14 protein-coding genes are annotated in these 19,394 nt (G+C 73.3%); 1 reads left to right on the top strand and 13 read right to left on the bottom strand.

The genetic code is table 11. The features are described from left to right. Positions 1 to 72: 72 nt before the first annotated feature. From modA to AIF0345_RS04500, 6 genes are all read right to left on the bottom strand, one after another. The gene (gene modA / locus AIF0345_RS04475; RefSeq protein WP_285297376.1) at positions 73 to 1,023 is read right to left on the bottom strand and encodes a molybdate ABC transporter substrate-binding protein; all 951 of its coding nucleotides are present in this window, start codon (positions 1,021 to 1,023) and stop codon (positions 73 to 75) included. A gap of 375 nt (positions 1,024 to 1,398) precedes the next feature. Next, entirely contained in the window at positions 1,399 to 2,193 is a 795-nt protein-coding gene (gene narI / locus AIF0345_RS04480) for a respiratory nitrate reductase subunit gamma (protein ID WP_285297378.1), read from the bottom strand. Then, positions 2,190 to 3,077: a nitrate reductase molybdenum cofactor assembly chaperone gene (narJ, locus tag AIF0345_RS04485; protein WP_285297380.1), complete on the bottom strand. Its 888-nt coding sequence runs from the start codon at positions 3,075 to 3,077 to the stop codon at positions 2,190 to 2,192. The genes narI and narJ overlap by 4 nt, the downstream gene beginning before the upstream one ends. A gap of 2 nt (positions 3,078 to 3,079) precedes the next feature. After that, the gene (gene narH / locus AIF0345_RS04490; protein ID WP_285297382.1) at positions 3,080 to 4,687 is read right to left on the bottom strand and encodes a nitrate reductase subunit beta; all 1,608 of its coding nucleotides are present in this window, start codon (positions 4,685 to 4,687) and stop codon (positions 3,080 to 3,082) included. Continuing rightward, a complete protein-coding gene (locus AIF0345_RS04495; RefSeq protein ID WP_285297384.1) occupies positions 4,687 to 8,448 on the bottom strand; it encodes a nitrate reductase subunit alpha in 3,762 nt (1,253 codons plus the stop codon). Before AIF0345_RS04495 ends, narH begins: the two co-directional genes overlap by 1 nt. A gap of 111 nt (positions 8,449 to 8,559) precedes the next feature. Beyond that, positions 8,560 to 9,891, bottom strand: a complete 1,332-nt coding sequence (locus AIF0345_RS04500; RefSeq protein ID WP_268916512.1) for an MFS transporter — start codon at positions 9,889 to 9,891, stop codon at positions 8,560 to 8,562. 276 nt (positions 9,892 to 10,167) lie between these two features. Here AIF0345_RS04500 and AIF0345_RS04505 point away from each other — a divergent pair, with 276 nt between their 5' ends. Next, the gene (locus AIF0345_RS04505; protein ID WP_285297386.1) at positions 10,168 to 10,776 is read left to right on the top strand and encodes a MogA/MoaB family molybdenum cofactor biosynthesis protein; all 609 of its coding nucleotides are present in this window, start codon (positions 10,168 to 10,170) and stop codon (positions 10,774 to 10,776) included. 63 nt (positions 10,777 to 10,839) lie between these two features. Here the strand turns inward: AIF0345_RS04505 and mobA are convergent, their stop codons facing one another. The 7 genes from mobA to AIF0345_RS04540 form a co-directional block, all read right to left on the bottom strand. Beyond that, positions 10,840 to 11,529 carry a molybdenum cofactor guanylyltransferase gene (gene mobA, locus AIF0345_RS04510; RefSeq protein WP_404976000.1) on the bottom strand — a complete coding sequence of 230 codons (690 nt, stop codon included), beginning with the start codon at positions 11,527 to 11,529 and terminating at the stop codon, positions 10,840 to 10,842. Then, positions 11,529 to 12,962 (bottom strand): proteasome accessory factor PafA2 family protein, encoded by a 1,434-nt coding sequence (locus tag AIF0345_RS04515; RefSeq protein WP_285297388.1) that lies wholly within the window; start codon positions 12,960 to 12,962, stop codon positions 11,529 to 11,531. The genes mobA and AIF0345_RS04515 overlap by 1 nt, the downstream gene beginning before the upstream one ends. After that, complete coding sequence (locus AIF0345_RS04520; protein ID WP_043561330.1) at positions 12,959 to 13,144, bottom strand: ubiquitin-like protein Pup; 186 nt, start codon at positions 13,142 to 13,144, stop codon at positions 12,959 to 12,961. The genes AIF0345_RS04515 and AIF0345_RS04520 overlap by 4 nt, the downstream gene beginning before the upstream one ends. 1 nt (position 13,145) lies before the next feature. Beyond that, positions 13,146 to 14,987 (bottom strand): proteasome accessory factor PafA2 family protein, encoded by a 1,842-nt coding sequence (locus AIF0345_RS04525; protein WP_285297390.1) that lies wholly within the window; start codon positions 14,985 to 14,987, stop codon positions 13,146 to 13,148. After that, complete coding sequence (gene arc, locus AIF0345_RS04530) at positions 14,984 to 16,606, bottom strand: proteasome ATPase (RefSeq protein WP_285297392.1); 1,623 nt, start codon at positions 16,604 to 16,606, stop codon at positions 14,984 to 14,986. Before arc ends, AIF0345_RS04525 begins: the two co-directional genes overlap by 4 nt. Before the next feature lie 716 nt (positions 16,607 to 17,322). Beyond that, positions 17,323 to 17,841: a cyclic pyranopterin monophosphate synthase MoaC gene (moaC, locus tag AIF0345_RS04535; RefSeq protein ID WP_268916517.1), complete on the bottom strand. Its 519-nt coding sequence runs from the start codon at positions 17,839 to 17,841 to the stop codon at positions 17,323 to 17,325. Positions 17,842 to 17,910: 69 nt separating this feature from the next. Further along, on the bottom strand, positions 17,911 to 19,338 hold the full coding sequence (locus AIF0345_RS04540) for a molybdopterin molybdotransferase MoeA (protein ID WP_285297395.1): 1,428 nt from the start codon (positions 19,336 to 19,338) through the stop codon (positions 17,911 to 17,913). Positions 19,339 to 19,394 lie beyond the last annotated feature (56 nt).

The raw sequence follows: 19,394 nt of genomic DNA on the forward strand, positions 1-19,394 counted from the left end.
ACTGCGCCTGCGCCCCGTGCCGCATGACCAGCGTCATTCGGCACGGGGCGGTGGCGTCGGACGCGGGCGGCCTCACGGCGTGGCGGTCTCGGTGTCCGGCTTGTTGCCGGCCTCATCCGGTTTGCCGGTCCTATTGGGAGATGCCGCCTCGGACGCCTCCGGAGCGGCAGAGGGCATGGAGGACGGGGCGGCGGTCATTGCGCCGCTGCTCGGCGCGGCGGAGGCGCCTCCGGGAGCGCCGAAGCCGTACTTGGCCAGGATCTCCTGGCCGGTCGTCCCGGTGACGGCGTCGATGAAGGCCTTAGCGCCCTCCGGGTTGGTGGGGCTGGCGGTGGCGGCGATGGGGTAGTGATTGATCACGTTGTTGGCGGGGATGTCGATCTTCTCCACCTTGTCCCCGGCGGTAGTCGCGTCGGTGACATAGACGAGGCCGGCATCCGCCTCGCCGGACTCGACCTTGCCCACCACATCCTTCACCTGCTGCTCCTCGGAGACCGGGTTCAGAGTGATTCCCTTGGCATCTGCGAGCTTGTGAGCGGCCTTGCCGCAGGGGACCTCGGGGGCGCAGATGACGAGGTTGGCGCCATCCAGAGAGGAGTCCAGGCCGGTGATCCCCTTGGGATTGCCCTTGGGAACGATAAGGGTCAGGACATTGGTGGCGAACTCGGTCTGCTCGCCCACCAGACTCTTGTCGGCGGCGTCCTTCATGGTGGAGTCGTTGGCGGTGGCCAGCACGTCGGCGGCCTGCCCCTCGGCCAGGGCGGTCACCAGGTCCTGGGAACCTTTGAAGTCGAAGGTAATGGTCAGATCCGGGTTCTCCTCCTTGACCTTGTCGGCGATCTCCGGGAAGGCCTCCTTGAGCGAGGCGGCGGCCAGCACGGTGACTTCACCGCTGATCCCGGATGCGGCGCCGTCGGAGGCGCCTGCTGTCGAGTCCGTGGGGGACGAGCCTCCACAGGCAGCCAGTGAGATGGCGGACAGAAGGGCGACGGTGGCCAGGGCCGCGCGGCGGTGCATGCGCATGAATGGGTCCTTTCATCTGGGGATCCGTACGGGAGCGAGCTCGCGTCGACCGACGATGGTTGACTCGACCTCAGAGCGCTAGTGACGCATCACTCAACTAGGATCTCATGCCGATGACCGGGATGGAAGGACATGATTTCGTTCGCCCGAAAAAATTGATCGTCGTTGTCTTTCGATTATTGCGGTACTGGTTATCTTCCGACGGGCGGAACACGGCAGCGGGACGCCCCGGTGCGCGACTGCCCCCGCCGCGCACGGCCCGGAGAACCGATCTCGAGCCGGAAGCGAACCGATCTCGACGCGGAATACGGCCGATCTCGGCGAGTGGGAGTGGAGCGGGGGCGCCGGGCGGAGCGAGCAGGGGAGCCGGGCGGGTCAGGCCCCCTGGGAGGGGGCGACGTCGTCGGCGCCCTGGTTGCCGGTGCCCTGGGTGCGCACGGGCGTCCACCCGCGGCGCGGCGCGGCAGCGGAGGTTGCGCCCTCCCGGGAGCGGTAGACGACGTAGGGCCGGGTCACGTACCCCAGCGGCGCGCTCACGACGTGGACCAGCCGGGTGAAGGGCCAGACGGCGAACAGCAGCAGGCCGGCCACAATGTGCAGCTTGAACACCATGGGCACGTCCGCCATGAGCTCGGGCTGGGGGTTCAGCAGGAAGATCGAGCGGAACCAGGGGCTGATGGTCTCACGGTAGTCGTAGCCGCCGTGCAGGCCGCCCAGCAGCTGGGTGGACACCGTCGCCCACGCCCCCAGGCAGATCGGCACGAGCAGGAGGACGTACATGATCTTGTCGTTCGTCGTCGTCGCCAGGCGCACCGACTTGACCACGATGCGCCGGTAGAGCAGGCCGGCCAGCCCCACCAGCGTCATAATGCCCGCCAGCGTGCCGGGGATGACCGCCATGAGGTGGTAGACGTGCTCGGGGACGCCCGCCGCCTCGGTCCAGTCCTTGGGGACGCCCAGGCCCATGACGTGCCCGGCGGCCACGAACAGGATGCCGAAGTGGAACAGCGGTGAGGACCAGCGCAGGATCCGCGACTCGTTCCACTGGGAGGACCGGCTCGTCCACCCGAACTGGTCGTTGCGGTAGCGCCACACCAGGCCCGCGCCCAGCAGGAGGAACGAGAGGTAGGGCAGGGCGGTCCACAGGAAGTACTGCTCGAAGGTGCTCATGATCGGGGCTCCTGGGCTGCGTGTCGGTGGGGACCGGGGTCGGCCTCGGGGGAGGGCCCGGTCCGGGTGAGCCGCTCGGGCCGCGCGGGCGTCGCGAGGAACGCCGGGCCGACGGCGGGGCCGGCCGCCGCGCCGACCGGACCGACCGGGCTGGTCGGGCCGAGGGGCCTGATCGGCGTGGTGGGGAAGGGCAGCGTGTCCGTCACCCCGACGGTCTCGGTGGGCGGCCCGGCCGCCACCAGCGCCCGCACCCGGTCGGCCGTGGCGGCGTCGATCTCGGGCAGGGTCATGGAGACCGCCTCGACGATCCGGGCGTAGGGCGAGCCGGCGTCGACCAGGGCGGCGCGCAGCACCTCGATGCCCTCGCGGTGGCTGGACAGCAGCGTCTGGGCCACCTCATCGCCGCTGCGCGCGCTCAGCTCCAGGACCACGGGCAGGTAGTCGGGCAGCTCGTCGGCGGCCATCTCGTAGCCGGCCGCCGCCAGCGCCTGCTTGAAGGCCAGCAGCGCCGCCCCGCGGTGCCGGGTGTCGCCCACCGCGTAGTAGGTCAGGTACAGGCAGCAGCGCCGGCGCCGGTCGAAGGTCTCCACGTAGTGCTCGGCCAGCGCGCGCGCCCCCCAGGAGCGGGCCGTGGCCACGAACTCCTCGATGGGGGCGGCGGCCGCCGCGGGAGGGGCGTCCGGGCCGGCCAGGGCGGCGGCGACCGCCCCCAGGCGCTCCTGAAGGGCGTCCTCGGCCGGGTAGTCCAGCAGCAGGGAGGCCGACATGTGCACCGTGGCCCGCTGCGGCGCCGTCAGGGCGATCCGCTCGGGCGCGGCCAGCGGAAGCGGCGCCCGCACGAAGGAGGGTCTGCGGATCCGCTTGGGGGACGTGCTGGGGACCATGGTCAGCGGGCCCCGCCCGAGGCGCCCACCCCGGCCAGGCCCGGGCCGGCGGCGGGGACCGGGTCGCGGCGCACCGTCGGCATGGGCAGGGCCACCGGGGCGGAGCCGTCCTGCCCGAAGGAGGCGACGTCGGAGTGGCAGCCGGCCGGGGCGCCCTCGCCCAGCAGCATGCGCACGTCCTCGCCCATGGCCTCCATGCCGCGGGGTATCTCCGGCTTGGAGGTGGGGATGACGTAGCGGTCGTCGTACTTGGCGATGGCCAGCAGGCGGTACATGTCCTCCAGGTCCTGTCCGCTCACGCCCACCGAGGCGGCGATGGCCGACGGCGCCCGCCGGCCCAGGCGCACCTCGCGCATGTGGGAGCGCATGGCCGCCAGGCGGCGCAGTGAGCGCTCGACCGGGTCGGTGTCCCCGGCGGTCAGCAGCCCGGCGAGGTACTCCAGCGGGATGCGCATCTCGGCCACCGCCGTCAGCAGCACCCTGTGGTCCTCGCCGTCCAGGCCTGCTGCCGCGACCTCCTCGACGACCGGGCTCAGCGGCGGGATGTACCACACCATGGGCATGGTCCGGTACTCGGGGTGCAGCGGCAGGGCGACCTCGTAGGTGGTGATGAGGTCCCAGACGGGGGAGGCCTGGGCCGCGGTGATCCAGGTCTCGGGGACGCCCTCGTCGCGGGCGGCGGCGATGACCTCGGGGTCGTGCGGGTCCAGGAGGATCTCGCGCTGCGCCGCGTACAGGTCCCGGGGGTCCTCGACGGCGGCGGCCTGCGAGACGCGGTCGGCGTCGTAGAGCAGGACCCCGAGGTAGCGCAGGCGGCCCACGCAGGTCTCGGAGCACACGGTCGGCTGGCCGATCTCCAGGCGCGGGTAGCACAGCGTGCACTTCTCGGCCTTGCCGGTGGCGTGGTTGAAGTAGACCTTCTTGTAGGGGCAGGCGGACACGCACATGCGCCAGCCGCGGCAGGCGTCCTGGTCCACCAGCACGATGCCGTCCTCGGTGCGCTTGTACATGGCCCCGGACGGGCAGGCCGACACGCAGGTCGGGTTCAGGCAGTGCTCGCAGATGCGCGGCAGGTAGAACATGAAGGTCTGGTCGATCCGGTGCTGGACCTTCTGGCTCATGCCCGCCAGGACCGGGTCGTCGACCAGGGTCTCGGTCGAGCCGCCCAGGTCGTCGTCCCAGTTGGGGCCCCACTCGATGGTGGGCATGTACTCGCCCGTGAGCTGGGACCTCGCCCGGGCCACCGGCAGGGTGGGGGAGTCCTTGGGGGCCGAGAGCAGGCGGTCGTACTCGTAGGTCCACGGCTCGTAGTAGTCCTCGACGCCCGGCATGTCCGGGTTGGAGAAGATCTGCGCGAGGCGGCGCAGACGCCCGCCGGAGCGGGGCACCAGGCGGCCGCCCGGGGTGCGCCTCCAGCCGCCCCTCCACCGCCCCTGGTCCTCCCAGCCCCTGGGGTAGCCCACCCCGGGGCGGGTCTCGACGTTGTTGAACCACATGTACTCGGTGCCCCTGCGGTTGGTCCAGGCCTGCTTGCAGGTGACCGAGCAGGTGTGGCAGCCGATGCACTTGTCGAGGTTCATCACCATGGCGATCTGGGCCATCGCCTTCATCAGAAGGTCACCTCCTGGTTGGTGCGACGACGGATGAGGGTGACCTCGTCGCGGTTGTTGCCGGTGGGGCCGATGTAGTTGAAGGCGTAGGACAGCTGGGCGTAGCCGCCGGCGAAGTGGCTCGGCTTGAGCACGATGCGGGTCAGCGAGTTGTGCGTGCCGCCGCGCCTCCCGCTGGTCTCGGTCACCGGGGTGTTCATGGTGCGCTCCTGGGCGTGGTGCATGAAGACAGTTCCCTCGGGGATGCGGTGGGAGACGACGGCGCGGGCCGCCACGATGCCGTTGCGGTTGTAGGCCTCGACCCACTCGTTGTCCCTCACCCCGATCTTGTCGGCGTCGGCCGGGCTCATCCAGATGGTCTGGCCGCCCCGCCCCAGGGTGAGCATGTAGAGGTTGTCGTAGTACTGGGAGTGGATGGCCCACTTGTTGTGGATTGTCAGGTAGCGCACCGCCACCTGCGCGGTGCCGGCCGGCGAGGTGGACACCGAGCCCGGCGCGGCCTCCCCGTACAGCGAGGCGAAGTCCAGCGGCGGGCGGAAGACCGGCAGGGACTCGCCCATGTCCCGCATCCAGTCGTGGTCGAGGTAGTAGTGCATGCGGCCGGTCAGGGTGTGCCACGGCTTGGCGTGCTCGACATTGACCACGAAGGCGCTGTAGCGCCGCCCGCCGTGCTCCGACCCGGACCACTCGGGGGTGGTGATGACCGGCTGGGGCTTGACCTGGGTGTCGGCGAAGGTGACCTGCTTGCCGGCCTCCTCCTCGCTCAGCTCGATTAGCGGGGTGCCGGTGCGCTTGGACAGCGTCCTCCACCCCTGGGTGGCCAGGCGGCCGTTGGTCGCCCCGGACATGTGCATGACGGCGTCGCCCGCCTTGATCGGGGTGTCGATGAGCGGGCGGTCGGCGCCCGCCCCCCGGCCGGTGCCGTGGGCGCGGCGCAGCTTGTCCATCTCCTCATCGGCGATGAGCATAATGCCCTTGGCCGGGATGCCCGGCTTCTCCACCAGTGGGCCGATGGTGTCGAACTTGTTGAGGATCTGGGTGTAGTCCCGCTCGACGGGCACGAGCTTGGGCATGGTCACCCCCGGCACCCACCCCTCGGGCAGCGAGGAGATGTCCCCGTGCGCCATGGTCATGGCGTCGGGCGTGTCGTGGGTCAGGGGCACGGCGATGACGTCGGTCTGGGTGCCCAGGTAGCGCGGCGCCCAGGCGCTGACCATGGCTGCGAGCTGGCGGTAGATGTCGAAGTCGCTGCGGGCCTCCCAGGGCGGGTCGATGGCCGCGTTGAAGGAGTGGATGAAGGGGTGCATGTCCGTGGTGGACAGGTCGTACTTCTCGTACCAGGTGGCCGCGGGCAGGACGACGTCGGAGTGCAGCGTGGTGGAGGTGTTGCGGAAGTCCGCCGTCCACATGAGGTCGAGCTTGCCCTCGGGGGCCTGCTCGCGCCATGTCATGGTCACCGGCCGGCGGCCCGGCGGCGTCTCGGCGGCGCTGACGTCGCCGCCCGTGCCCACCATGTGGCGCAGGAAGTACTCGGTTCCCTTGGCCGAGCTGCCCAGCAGGTTGGTGCGCCAGGAGGCCAGGATACGGGGGAAGTTCTCCGGGGCGTCGGGGTCCTCGGCCGCGAAGCGCAGCTCGCCGCGCTTCAGCTGGTCGACGACGTAGTCCTTGGGCGCCATGCCGGCCTGCCTGGCCTGCTGGCCCAGCAGCAGTGGGCTGCGGTTGAAGGTCGGGTAGGAGGGGGTCCAGCCGCGTCTCATGGCCTCGACCATGGTGTCCGAGGCGGTCTTGCCGGCCAGCCTCCCCGCTCCCAGCGGGGAGGCGAGGCGCTCGGCGGGGGTGTTGTCGTAGCGCCACTGGTCGGTGGTCAGGTACCAGAATCCGGTGGAGATCATCTGGCGGGCCGGTCGCTGCCAGTCCAGGGCGAAGGCGAACTGCGCCCAGCCGGCGATGGGGCGGACCTTCTCCTGGCCCACGTAGTGGGCCCAGCCGCCGCCGTTGACGCCCTGGGTGCCGCACATGGAGGTCAGTGCCAGGACCGTGCGGTAGAGCTCGTCGGCGTGGTAGTAGTGGTTGATGCCTGCGCCCATGACGATCTGGGAGCGGCCCCTGGACTCCACGGCGTTGGCGGCGAACTCGCGGGCCACGCGGATCATGGCCGGCCCGGGCACGCCGGTGAGCTCGCTCGCCCACGCCGGGGTGCCCGGCGCGGTGGCGTCGTGGTAGTCCGCGGGCCACTGGCCCGGCAGGCCCGCCCGCTGGACGCCGTAGCCGGCCAGGAGCAGGTCGTAGACGGTGGTGACCAGGCGGCCGTCGGGCAGGCGGGTGGCGGGCACCCCGCGGCGCACGACGCCGCCGCCCACGCTGCCGGTGGGGGTGGAGGACCCGGGCAGGTCGAAGCGGGGCAGGAGCACCTCGACGCCCTCGACCGGGGTTGTCGTGACGGCCAGCTCGGAGATGCTCATGATCGGGGCGACGCCCTCCATGAGCAGGTTCCACCTGCCCTCCCCCTCGGGGGTGAAGCGGTCGGCGAGCGTCCCGCCGGGGTCGGCCGGGCCGCGGCGGCGGTCCCACACCAGGGGCCGGAACTCGTTCCTGGGCCGGCCCTCGGCCGCGCCCGGCACGGTCTCGGCGGTGACGAAGCGGCCCGGCACGTACCCGGTGGCGTCGGGCGAGACGTCCAGCTCCAGCAGGAAGGGGGAGTCGGTGTAGCGGCGCATGTACTCCAGGAAGTACGGCTCGTGGCGGCCGACGTGGAACTCCTTGAGGATGACGTGCCCCATGGCCATCGCCATGGCGCCGTCGGTCCCGGGGGCCACGCGCAGCCACTGGTCGGCGAACTTGGTGTTGTCCGCGTAGTCGGGCGAGACCACCACGACCTTCTGCCCGTGGTAGCGGGCCTCGGTCATGAAGTGGGCGTCGGGCGTGCGGGTCAGCGGCAGGTTCGAGCCCCACATGATGAGGTACTGGGAGTTGTACCAGTCTCCCGCCTCGGGGACGTCGGTCTGGTCCCCGAAGACCTGCGGGGAGGCCGGGGGCAGGTCGGCGTACCAGTCGTAGAAGGACAGCATGGTGCCGCCGATGAGCTCGTGGAAGCGCCCGCCGGCGCCGTAGGAGAGCATGGACATGGCCGGGATGACGGAGAAGCCGGCGCAGCGGTCCGGCCCCCAGGTGCGGATGGTGTGGACGTAGGCGGCGGCGATGATCTCCATGGCGTCGTCCCAGCCCACGCGCACCATGCCGCCCCTGCCGCGGGCCGACTTGTAGGCCCGCGAGATCTCCGGGTCGGCGGTGATCTCGGCCCACGCGGCCACGGCGTCGCCGCCCTGGCGCTCCTTGGCGGCCCGGAAGGCGTCGAGCAGCACCGAGCGCACGTAGGGGTAGCGGATGCGGGTGGGGGAGTAGGTGTACCAGGAGAAGGCAGCGCCGCGCGGGCAGCCGCGGGGCTCGTACTCGGGCATGTCCGGGCCCGTGGTGGGGTAGTCGGTGATCTGCTTCTCCCAGGTGATGATCCCGTCGGTGACGTAGACCTCCCAGGCGCACGAGCCGGTGCAGTTCACCCCGTGGGTGGAGTGGACCATCTTGTCGTGGCTCCACCGGTGCCGGTAGAAGGTGTCGGCCTGGCGCCCGCCGGTCAGGAACAGGCGACGGGCGTCCGAGCTGGCCTGGCCGCGGCGCAGGTAGGACCCCAGGGCGAGCAGGGCGGGGGCGCTCTCGACCTGCGTGCCGGGTCCGGCAACGAGTGGGTCGGTGGAGGTGGTCATCGTCTGTCTCTCCCTGTTGTCACTGTGTGGGTCGGCTGCGGGTCGGCTGCGGGTCGGCTGCGGGCCCGGGCGGCGGGGCGCCCGGCCGGTCGCCCGCCGTCGTCGTCGCCGTCAGCCCGGGAACGGCGCCCCCGGCCGGGCGTAGCGGAGCCAGCAGATGACGGCGCACAGCAGGCAGTAGGCCACCGAGATCCAGTACCAGGCGGTGGCGCCCAGCGACGCGATGGCCGCCCCCACGATGAAGGGGCCCAGGGACGCGATGGCGGCGGTGAAGCCGATGGCGCCGCCGGCCTGGCGCTTGGGCATGATCATGGGCATCTGCTTGAAGGTGCCGGCGTTGCCCAGCCCGGCGAAGAAGAACATCGCCAGCATGGACCACAGGAATCCGGGGAACTGGGCGGGGTCGGTGGGGTGGAGGAAGAAGGCCGCCACCGCCAGGGTCGCGCCCATGCCGATCACGGAGACCAGGGTCCACACGGCGCCGCCGAAGCGGTCGCACAACGGCCCCCAGCACATGCGCACGACCGAGCCGATGAGGGGCCCCAGGAAGGCGTAGGTGGCGCCCAGCGGCAGGAGAGAGCTGTCGAAGGTGGCGGCCAGGGACGAGCTCGGCCCGTAGGTGTTCTTGATCAGCAGCCCGAACTGGGCTGCGAAGCCCGAGAACAGGCCGAAGGTCGCCACGTACAGCAGGGTCATGTACCAGGTGTCGGGGTTGGAGAAGATGTCGATCTGCTGGCGGATATTCGCCTTGACGGGCACGTCCTTGAGCAGGGCGAAGGCCAGGAGGGCGGCCACGATGGTCCAGGGGACGAAGAAGACGGCGATGTTGTGGACCCACACCGGGCCCTCGCCTGCGCTCTGCGGGGCGACCCAGGTGATGCCGAACAGGCCGAAGCCCATGAGCCAAGGGCCTATGAGCTGGATGACGCTCATGCCCATGTTGCCCACGCCGGCCTGGAGGCCGAGGGCCGTGCCGGACAGGCGCCTGGGGAAGAAGTATCCGGTCGAGGGCATGTAGCCGGAGAAGGAGCCGGCGCCGAGGCCGCAGGCGAAGGACAGGGCCAGCAGCACCCCGAAGCCGGTGGTGCTGTCCTGCACGGCGAAGAACCAGCCGAGCATGGGCAGGGCGTAGAGCAGGGAGGAGTAGCCGACGAGCCTGCGCGTGCCCACGATCGGCGGCAGGAACATGTAGAGCAGGCGGATGAGCCCGGAGGACAGGCCCGGCATGGCGGCCAGCCAGTACAGCTGGCCCTCGGTGAGGCGGAAGCCGATCTCGTTGAGCTTGGGGGCGATCGCGCTGGGCAGGAACCACACGCAGAAGGCCAGGATCATCGAGTAGGTGGTGATGATCAGGGTCCGCCACGCGATGGGGGCGGACCAGCCCTCCGGCTCCTCGGGGTTCCATCCGGTGAGGACCCTGCCGCTGGTGTCGAGCGTGCTCATGAGACTCCTGTGGTGACGCGAGGACAGAGCGCGGTCAGCGTGATCGTGGCCTCGGGCCGCGTTGTCCGGGGCGGGCGCCACGAGGCACGAGTCCTCGTGGCCCAGATTGTTCCATGATGCCGGATCCGGGGCTCGGGCCACGCCGGCGCGGCCCGAGCCCCGTCATTCCGATGGTTGTTCAGGAGCATTTTTTCACGGAAGGCGCCGTATATAGCAAATGTCTCGTGCCCTAATAGATGCGGTGCGCCGTCGGCGCGGCCCCGTTACGGTGTGTTCATGCCCGACAGCACCGACAGCACCCGCCCCGACCGGCCCGCGACCTTCGGCGCCCGCCCGCACGGGGGCCGTCGGCCCTCCGCCGACGAGGTCGTCCAGAAGGCCCTGCACCCGCTGCCCGAGCCCGTCAGGGGCGCGGTCATCACCGTCTCGGACCGGTGCGCGAGCGGGGCGCGCGAGGACACCGCCGGGCCCCTGGCCGTCCGGCTCCTGGCCGGGCACGACGTCGTCGTCGACGAGGTGCGCGTCGTGCCCGACGGGGCCGAGCCGGTGCGCGCCGCCATACGGGCCGCCGTCGCCGACGGCGCCCGGGTCGTGCTCACCACCGGGGGCACCGGCGTGACCCCCCGGGACCTGACCCCCGAGGGCACCGCGCCCCTGCTGGCGGCGCGGCTGGAGGGGCTGGAGGCGCAGGTCCGCGCCCACGGCCTGACCAAGACGCCGCTGGCCGGCCTGTCACGGGGCCTGGTGGGGGTCACCGACCGCGGTGAGGACGGCGCCCTCGTGGTCAACGCGCCGGGATCGCGCGGCGGGGTCAAGGACACCGTGGCCGTCATCGGCCCGCTCGTGCCGCACGTCCTGGAGCAGCTCGGCGGCGGGGACCACTGAGCCGCCGCCGAGCTCCCGCGGGACTGGACTGGCAGTGAGCCGTTACTGAGCCGCCGCCGGGCCTCACCCGCGGTCCCAGGCGCGCACGTCCTCCCAGGTGTCCAGGTCGCGCGCTGCGGCCCGCAGGTCGCCCAGGTCCACGCGGACGACCGCCAGCCCCCCCAGGGCCCGACGCACGGAGACGTCCCGCAGCGCCACGCCCCCCGGCGCCGCGCACCGGGTCAGTGCCGCCGTGCGGTAGACGCCGAGCAGGTACTGGACGTGGTCGCCCTCCAGCGCGCAGGCGCCGTCAGCTCCCCGGGACGCCGCCGCGACCAGGGCGGGCAGGGCCCGCCAGGACTCCGGCGCGTCGCAGGTGACGACGGCGGTCAGCGCCGCTGGCCCGGGGTCCTGCGCGAGCCGCGCGAGCCCGGCGGCGATGCCCGCGACCGGGCCGCCCAGCGGCGGGTCCTCCAGCGCGCGCAGCACGCCCGCGGGCAGTGCGACCCCTCCGGGGGCCACGACGACGACGCGGCCCGCGCCCGGGCCCCCGCCTGCCGGCGGCCCCGCCGGTCCCGCGCGCCCGGACAGCTCCTTCAGCCCGGCCAGCACGTGGTCGAGCAGCCGGGCCCCGCGGGCGACGACGTCGGGCTTGGAGGCCCCGCCGAGCCGCCTGCCGGTCCCGCCCGCCAGCACGACGACGTCGACCCCCTCCCCGCCCGGCAGGCTCGTGCCCGCCAGGCCGTCGGCGTCCGGGCCGCCCGCGCCGTCGATCACGCCGGTCCCAGGGCCTCGATCTCGGCCAGGAGCGCCTCCACGCCCGCGTCCTCGGTCTGCCGCGGGTCGGGCAGGTCGATCTGGGGGCGGGGCGGGTCGTCCAGGCGCACGTGCGCCCAGCCGATCGAGGCGGCCCGACCGGTGCGCTCGCAGGCCGCGACCACGCGGCCGCGCAGGACGGCGCGGGTCCCGCGGGGCGGCCGGGTGCGGGCGTCCGCCACGTCCCGCGGAGCGGTCAGGGGCGTCATGAGCCCGGCGGCGCTCAGGGCCCCGCGCAGGCCGGCATCCGCCGACAGGTCGTGGTAGGCCAGCTCGGCGCGCCGTACCCGCGGGTCGCGCCAGCCTGAGGGGGAGCGCTCGGCGACCCGCGCCAGGACCCGGTGCTTGATCGCCCAGTCCAGCTCGGTGGCCACCGGCCCCGGCCGGCCCGAGCGCAGCGCCTGCGCGCCCCGGCCCGCCAGGTCGAGCACGCGCGCGGTCAGCCCGTCGGCCTCGTCGGCGGCCGGAGAGGCCAGACGCTCCAGGACGAGCTCCACCAGGTCGGGGCAGGTGATGTCGCTGCGGCCGCCGACCCGCCGGCAGGCGGTGTTCGGATCCTGGTTCCACACGTGGGCGGCGCGCGCCGGGTCGGCCAGCTCGCAGTCGGCCAGGTCCCACTGGCCGCGCTCGACCAGGGTCAGGGCCGCGTCCACCAGGACGACCTTGAGGGCGGTCGTCCACGGGCTGACCGCGGAGTCCCCGGCGACCACGTGCAGGCGCCGCCAGCGGCTCGCGTCGGCGTGCGGCTCGTCGCGGGTGTTGACGAAGGCGCGCTTGCGGGTGGGGTCCGCCGAGGCCGCGCCGTGGATGTGGTCGGCACGCGCCGAGTAGCGCATGGGCCCCAGCGGACGGCTGAGATCGTTGGTGCCACCGGCCTCGGGCCGGCCGCCGTCGGCGGGCAGCGCCCCGGCGCCGGCTAGGACCTGGCGGGCCGCCAGCAGCCCCACCAGCCCGCCCAGGGGCAGGGGGGCGTTGCGCCCCACCTGGTAGTTCTCGTGGCAGCCGAAGGTAGCCCCCCACGCGTCCGTGTTCGACTTCAGCAGGTGGATGCGCGCGCCGCGGGGCTCCAGACGGGCGTTGGCGGCTCGGGTCATGGAGGCCAGCACCGCGTCGCCGGCCAGGTCCTGGGCCACGACGTCGCTCACCCACACGCACTCCGGCCCCGCGTACTCCGGGTGCTGGCCGACGTCGACGTACAGGCGCGCCCCGCTGGTGGTGAAGCGGTGCGTGCCGCTGCGCGGGGAGGAGACGTCGCGGAAGACCTCCTGCACCGCCTCGTCGACGCTCAGCGGCGCGCCCTCACCTCCAGGGGCCAGACGTGCGCTGGTGACCCCGTACTCTGTCTCGATCCCCACGGCGCGGTGCAGGCGCCCAGCGGGGGCAGGCCTCACTGGCCGCCCTTCTGCCTGAAGCTCTGCACGAAGGTCAGCGCGTTGACCTCCAGGACGTCGTCGATGCCGTCCAGGACCTCGTCCAGCCCCTGGGCCGCCGCGCTGGGCGCCACCGGCGTCGGGGCCGGCTCCGGCTCGGGCGCGTCCTCGCGCGAGACCTCCTTGTGAATGCGATCAGCCATGTCACTGCCTCCTTGTGCTGCCGGCTGTGCTGCCGGTGCGCCGGGCCTCGTGCCCGGCGTCGTCGTCGCCCGCCGGTACCCGGGCGGCGGGCCGCCGCGGGGCGGACGGGTCCTCGCCGGAGCCGGCGTAGAAGCCCTCGTCCCAGGCGTAGGTGCGCGGCTCGTCGGGGATGTCGATCCCCAGCGCCTCCAGGGTCGCGATCAGGCGCGCGCCCTCATCGCCGTCGGTGCCGTCGGTGCCGCGCCCGAGCGCCCGCTCCACCTCCGCGGCGGTCGGGTGGGCTGGGTCGGCCAGAGTCACCCGCAGCAGGTCGGCGGCGCCGATGTCCACCACGAGCGAGGTCCAGCTCGCCGCCCACACCCGATCGGGGAAGGCCCTCAGGAACGCGGCCCGTCCTCCGGCGCGCGTGTCGGCGGGCGCCTGGTCCACGGCGGCGCTCACCGCCGCGTCGTCCACGACCCGGCGCACTGAGCCGGCCCGCTCCAGGGCGGCCGTGAGCGAGGACGCCGGATCGACGACGCCGAGCTGCAGGTCGGCCGCCCGGATGCGGGCGTCGTCCCAGCCGCAGCCGTAGCGGGCGCGCAGGCGCTCCAGCACCGCGAGCTTGGCGCACCACTCCACCAGGTGCGCCGCCTTGAGCGGGTCGTCCTCCAGAGCGTCGAGGGCCTCGCCCCACAGCGCCAGGACCTCGGCGGTCTCCTCGTCGAGCGCCTCGGCGCCGCCGGCCGTCCGGGCGGCGGCGGTGATCTCCTCCAGGAAGGCGCGCTGGATCTCCAGGGCGCTGGCCCTGCCTCCGGCCGCCAGCTCGCAGCGCACCCGCAGCCGGGGGTCGTGGGAGAAGGCGTGCAGCGCGCTGACCGGGTCGGCGAGGGCGACGCGCTCGGCCAGGTCGTGAGCCCGCTCGGGGTGGTTCTCGACCAGTGACAGCAGCGCCGCCATGGACCCGGTGCGCAGCAGGCCCGTGACCGCCAGGGTCGAGGAGTCGGCGGTGATCACGTGCAGGCGCCGCCAGCGGCCCGGGTCGGCATGGGGCTCGTCGCGGGTGTTGACGATGGGGCGCTCGCGGGTGGTGTAGATCGAGACCTCCTGCTCGATGTAGTCGGCGCGCGCGAAGACCTGGAACCCGGGCGTCCGGCTCTGCGCGCCGATGCCGACCCGCCCGGAGCCGCCGATGACCTGCCGGGTGACCAGGAAGGGCAGCGTGACGGCGGTGAGCAGGTCCCAGGGCACGTCGCGGCGCACCGCGTAGGACTCGTGGGCGCCCCAGGCCGCGCCGTGACCGTCGGTGTTGTTCTTGATCACCTGGACCCGCGAGCCGCGCTCCCGGCTCAGGGCGGTCTCGGCGCGGTGCATGAGCAGGTCCCCGGCCCGGTCGTACAGGACCGCCTCGCGGGGGCCCATGGCCTCGGGGGAGGCGTACTCGGGGTGGGTGTGGTCCACGTAGAGCCGCGCCCCGTTGGCGGCGTGGCTCGCCGAGCCCCGGTAGTAGTGGGACTCGAAGGGCGTCACCCGCTTGACCCAGCGCGTGGGCGAGCCGGTCAGCACCGCCCCCGCCTCCCGGTCCGTGCGGGCCTCAGGGGCCAGGTCGCGATCGGCGCCGTCGCGCGCGTCCCTGGTGGGAAGCTCGCCGGAGTAGTCGAAGCGGCAGCCGGCGCCGGCCAGCAGCCCCCGGCCGGTGGCGGCCGGCACGTGATCGGTGGACGGCGCGCCGCCGGCGGCCGCGTCACGCGCGTAGGTGAACAGCAGGGCGCGCGCCATCTGGTCGGGGTCGGCGCCCGGGTCGTCGCGGTCGATGAGGGCGTACTCGGTCTCCACGCCCATGATCCTGCGCACGGTGATCATTGTGTTTCCTTCCTGGGGGCCGGGGCGAGCGCGATGACCGGGTCGGTGCGCTGGCCGCGCCCGACGACGCGCGCCCACTCCTCGGGGTCCGAGGCGCCGGGCAGCTCGGCGGACTCGGCCACCTCGGCGTGCAGGGCCTGAAGCAGGTGGGCGGTGGTCAGCCCGCGGCGGCCCGCCAGGGCGTCCTTGACGGCGGCGGCCTTGGCGCGCTCGACGATCGAGGCGATCATCGCTCCGGAGACCAGGTCCGCCAGGTGCCAGGTCTCCACCGCCCCCGAGCGCCGGTGGACCTCCAGGACCGCGGTGTCCGGGCTGCGGGAGAACAGGGTGTCCAGCAGCGCCTCGCCTATGGCCCGCACGGCCCCGCTCACGGACCCGGCGGCGGCGAGCTCGTCAGGGTGGATCGGCAGGTCCTCGGTCAGGTAGCGGCTCAGGATCTGGCGGCTCGCCTCGCGGTCCGGCCTGTCGATGCGAATGCGCACGTCGAGACGGCCGGGCCGCAGGATCGCCGGGTCGATCATGTCCTCGCGGTTGGAGGCGCCGATGACGATGACGTTGCGCATCTCCTCCACGCCGTCGATCTCGGCGAGAAGCTGGGGGACCACCGTGGTCTCGACGTCGCTGGACACCCCCGTGCCGCGGGTGCGGAACAGGGACTCCATCTCGTCGAAGAAGACGACCACCGGCACGCCGCGGGCCGCCTTGTCGCGGGCGCGGGTGAAGATGAGGCGGATGCGCCGCTCGGTCTCCCCGACGTACTTGTCCAGCAGCTGAGGGCCCTTGATGTTGAGGAAGTGGGTGCGCCGGCCGGCGGTGCGTGCCAGGGAGGTGGCCACGGCGCGGGCGATGAGGGTCTTGCCGACCCCGGGCGGGCCGTACAGCAGCAGGCCCCGCGGCGGGCGCAGGCGGTGCTCGACATAGAGCTCGGGGTGGGCCATGGGCAGCTCGATGGCGTCGCGTATGCGCTCGATGGTCGCGTCCAGGCCGCCGATCATGTCCCAGGAGGTGTCGGGGGAGTCGTCCAGGAGGAGGTCCTCGACCTCGCGGCGGGCGATGCGGCTCAGGACGACGCCGTCCTTGAGGTCGGCCATGAGGGCGTCGCCGGGCCGTAGGCGCACGGAGGTCAGGGCGGGGGACAGGCGCAGGACGCGGGTGTCCTCGCTGCGCACGGCGACCAGGACGTGGCGCTCGTCCAGGCGCTGCTCGACGGTGACGAGCTCGCCGACGTCGGCGGGCTCGGCGGTGGCCACGGCGTTGAGGTGCTCGTCCAGGACCAGGGCCGTGCCGGGCTCCAGGCCGCCCAGGGGCAGGGAGGACGAGGCCGTCACCCGCATCCGCCTGCCGGCCATGACGACGTCGATGGTGCGGGCCAGGGCGTCGACCACACCCACGTGCGTGGCCAGTGACAGCGGCGGCGCAGTCAGGCGCTCGATCTCCTCCCGGGCGGCCGCCAGCTCCCGGCGCGCCGACGCCAGGGCGCGGGCCAGGCTGCGGTTCTTGCGCACCAGGACCTCGGTGTCGGGCACGGCCGGATCGGGCGCCGCAGCCCCGGCGCTCCCAGCCTCGGCGGCGTGCCCGGTCTTGTGCGGCTGCGTGCGCGCCGCAGTGCCCTCATCCACGTCTGCTCCTTCGCCTCGGTTCTGCCCGGCCGCCGACGATCCCCAGGGACCGGAATGGCACGCCCGTACCAGAACGAGGTTAGCGTGTTCGACCGCGCGGCAACAGGGGGCGGGCCCGGCCTCCTCGGCCGCCTCAGTCGGCTGGGCGTGCTCGGCGTCGAGGGGAGCTCGTCGTGTGTTCCGTCCGGGCGCCCGGACGTGCGGCCCGCTCGCGGTCCCTGCCGGCCTGTCTTGTCGAGATCGGTCGTGTTCCGGCTCGAGGCCGGTTCGCTTCCGCACTGAGACCGGTTCGCGGGGCCGGGTGGCCGTCGGGCGGCTGTCCAGCCGGTTCTTCACGGCCTCCTGAAGACCGGCCCTGACAGGAAAAGGTGGCTCCTACGCGCTTTTAAGGCGCTCACCGTTCCCGGGTGCGGTGAGGATCGGCATGTTTCCGCGGTTTTGTGGCGCGGGCGGGGCGGTACGGGCAGCTAAAAGTGCGTAGGAGCCACCTTTTCCGCCCGGCACACCGCCCGAGCCCCCTCGCCGGCGCCCCAGAACGCGTCTTGTCCCAGAACCGGCCCAGACGACTGGCTCCGGGAAGCGTCGGGCGACGCGGTCGGGCAGTAGGGCGCTCAGGCGAGGCGGTCCGCCGCCTTCGCGGTCGTAGGTCAGGCGCCGCGGTCGTAAGCCTGAGGCACGACCGCGAGGACCGGACGGAACCGGCCTCTCCCCCGGAATCAATCATCTTGGTCGGCCGGGCGCACCCAGTCGCCCGAGCGGCCCCCCGACTTCGCCGTCACCATGGCCTCGCGCAGCGCCACGCCGCGGTCAACGCCCTTGACCATGTCCACCACCGCCAGGCCCGCGACGGTCGCCGCGGTCAGCGCCTCCATCTCCACGCCCGTGCGGTCGGCGGTGCGCACAGTCGCGCAGATGCGCACGCCGTCGTCCTCGACGGCCAGGTCCACCCGGCAGCCGTGCACGCCGATGACGTGCGCCAGGGGCAGCAGGTCGGGGACCCGCTTGGCCGCCGCGATGCCGGCCACGCGCGCCACGGCGAGCACGTCGCCCTTGGGGACGGCCCCGTCGCGCAGCGCGGCGACGATGCTCGGGGAGCAGACCACGAAGGCGGTCGCGTCGGCGGTGCGCACGGTGGGGGGCTTGGCCGTCACGTCGACCATGCGGGCGGCGCCGGCGTCGTCCAGATGAGTCAGGCGGATAGGCGACGAGTCAGGCAGGCCGGGCTGGTCAGACATTGGCTCCTCCGGGTGATTCCTTCGGGTGCGGACGGGATCATGCGGTCGATCGGCATGTGCCTGTGAGCGTCAGCGCCAGCCCACGGATGCGGCGGGACCGCAGCGCGGGTGGCCCGAGCCCGGCGCCGCCGAGGCGCTCAGGGCGATGAGACCGACCTCGTCGCCCACGCCGACCTCGGGCACATCCTCACCCACGACAGCCAGTGCCTCGGCTGCGGGCAATGAGGCCACAAGGTGCGAGCCAGAGCCCAGCCGGTGGGTCGGCTCGACCCACAGGGTCGTGCTCTCGGGGGCTGCGCCCGGCGCCGGTGGGTCCGCGGTCATTCCGTCCGGGGCGTCGACGAAGCGCACGGGAAGGTACTGGCGTCTGCCCGGGGGAGTCCGCCACGCGGCGGCGGCGCGCACCCGCGTCGGGGCCGCCCCCTGGGCGCGGCGGGCCCCGCCTCCGGTGAGCGGGCGGGGGAGGACGTCGTGCCCGGCCAGGCGCGCCAGGGCCGGGACGACCACGGTGGTGAAGGACACGAGCACGCTCACCGGGTTGCCCGGCAGGGTGATGACGGGCACCTGCCGGGACGTTCCGCCGTCCTCGATGCGCACCGTGCCGTGGCCCTGCGGCTTGCCCGGCTGCATGGCGACCTTGGTGAGGCGCAGTCGCACCGCGCCGTCCGTCAGGATCCCGTCCTCCGCCAGCATGACCAGGGGGTCGAAGGCGCCCGCCGACACCCCGCCGGAGGTGACGATGATGTCGGCCCCATGCGCCGCCTCGGTGAGCGCCTCCGCCAGGGACGCGGCGGTATCGCCGCTGCGGGAGACCGAGGCGAGCCGCGCGCCGTGCTCGGCGACCAGCCCCGCCAGCAGCAGGGAGTTGGAGTCGGGGACGGCGCCGACCGGCAGCGCCCGGCCGGGGTCGACGAGCTCGGCGCCGGTGGACACGATGGCGACCCGCGGCCTGGGGAAGGCGCGCACCGCACCCAGGCCGACCGAGGCGAGGGAGGCCACGGCCGCCGCGGACAGCGGGGTGCCCGCCGCCAGGACGGGGTCGCCGATGCCGACGTCCTCGCCCGCTCGACGCACGTTGAGGCCCGACTTTGCAGCGGCGCGGATCTCGACCTCGACGGGCGGTGGGTGCGGGCCGGGCGCCTGGTTGGTGTCCTCGACCTTGACAACGGCATCAGCGTTCTCGGGCATCATCGCGCCGGTCATGATCCGCTGGGCCGTACCGGGGACCAGGGGCCCGGGGGCGGCGCCGGCGGGCACGTCTCCGGTCACCGGCAGGACGACGGGGGCCTGCGGCGCGGCCGATCCCGTGTCCTGGGCGCGCACCGCGTAGCCGTCCATGGCCGAGTTCGTCCACGGCGGTACCGGCAGGGCGGCCGCCACGTCCTGGGCGAGCACCAGTCCGTGCGCCGCGGCCAGGGGGGTGTCGGCGGCGGGCAGGGGCGCGAGCGCGGCGAGGACCTCGGCGACGTAGGCCTCCACACTGAGCATCTCGGGCATGGTTCTCCCTTCGGGGCCGGTTGACGGCGGCGGCGCGCGGGCGGGGCGCGGAGCGA

It is taken from the genome of Actinomyces israelii (genome assembly GCF_030253495.1).
Taxonomy (GTDB): domain Bacteria; phylum Actinomycetota; class Actinomycetes; order Actinomycetales; family Actinomycetaceae; genus Actinomyces; species Actinomyces israelii.

Coding starts and splice junctions, on each gene's coding strand:
- modA (WP_285297376.1), bottom strand. CDS start 1,023: ATGCGCATGCACCGCCGCGCGGCCCTGGCCACCGTCGCCCTTCTGTCC.
- narI (WP_285297378.1), bottom strand. CDS start 2,193: ATGAGCACCTTCGAGCAGTACTTCCTGTGGACCGCCCTGCCCTACCTC.
- narJ (WP_285297380.1), bottom strand. CDS start 3,077: ATGGTCCCCAGCACGTCCCCCAAGCGGATCCGCAGACCCTCCTTCGTG.
- narH (WP_285297382.1), bottom strand. CDS start 4,687: ATGAAGGCGATGGCCCAGATCGCCATGGTGATGAACCTCGACAAGTGC.
- AIF0345_RS04495 (WP_285297384.1), bottom strand. CDS start 8,448: ATGACCACCTCCACCGACCCACTCGTTGCCGGACCCGGCACGCAGGTC.
- AIF0345_RS04500 (WP_268916512.1), bottom strand. CDS start 9,891: ATGAGCACGCTCGACACCAGCGGCAGGGTCCTCACCGGATGGAACCCC.
- AIF0345_RS04505 (WP_285297386.1), top strand. CDS start 10,168: ATGCCCGACAGCACCGACAGCACCCGCCCCGACCGGCCCGCGACCTTC.
- AIF0345_RS04520 (WP_043561330.1), bottom strand. CDS start 13,144: ATGGCTGATCGCATTCACAAGGAGGTCTCGCGCGAGGACGCGCCCGAG.
- AIF0345_RS04525 (WP_285297390.1), bottom strand. CDS start 14,987: ATGATCACCGTGCGCAGGATCATGGGCGTGGAGACCGAGTACGCCCTC.
- moaC (WP_268916517.1), bottom strand. CDS start 17,841: ATGTCTGACCAGCCCGGCCTGCCTGACTCGTCGCCTATCCGCCTGACT.
- AIF0345_RS04540 (WP_285297395.1), bottom strand. CDS start 19,338: ATGCCCGAGATGCTCAGTGTGGAGGCCTACGTCGCCGAGGTCCTCGCC.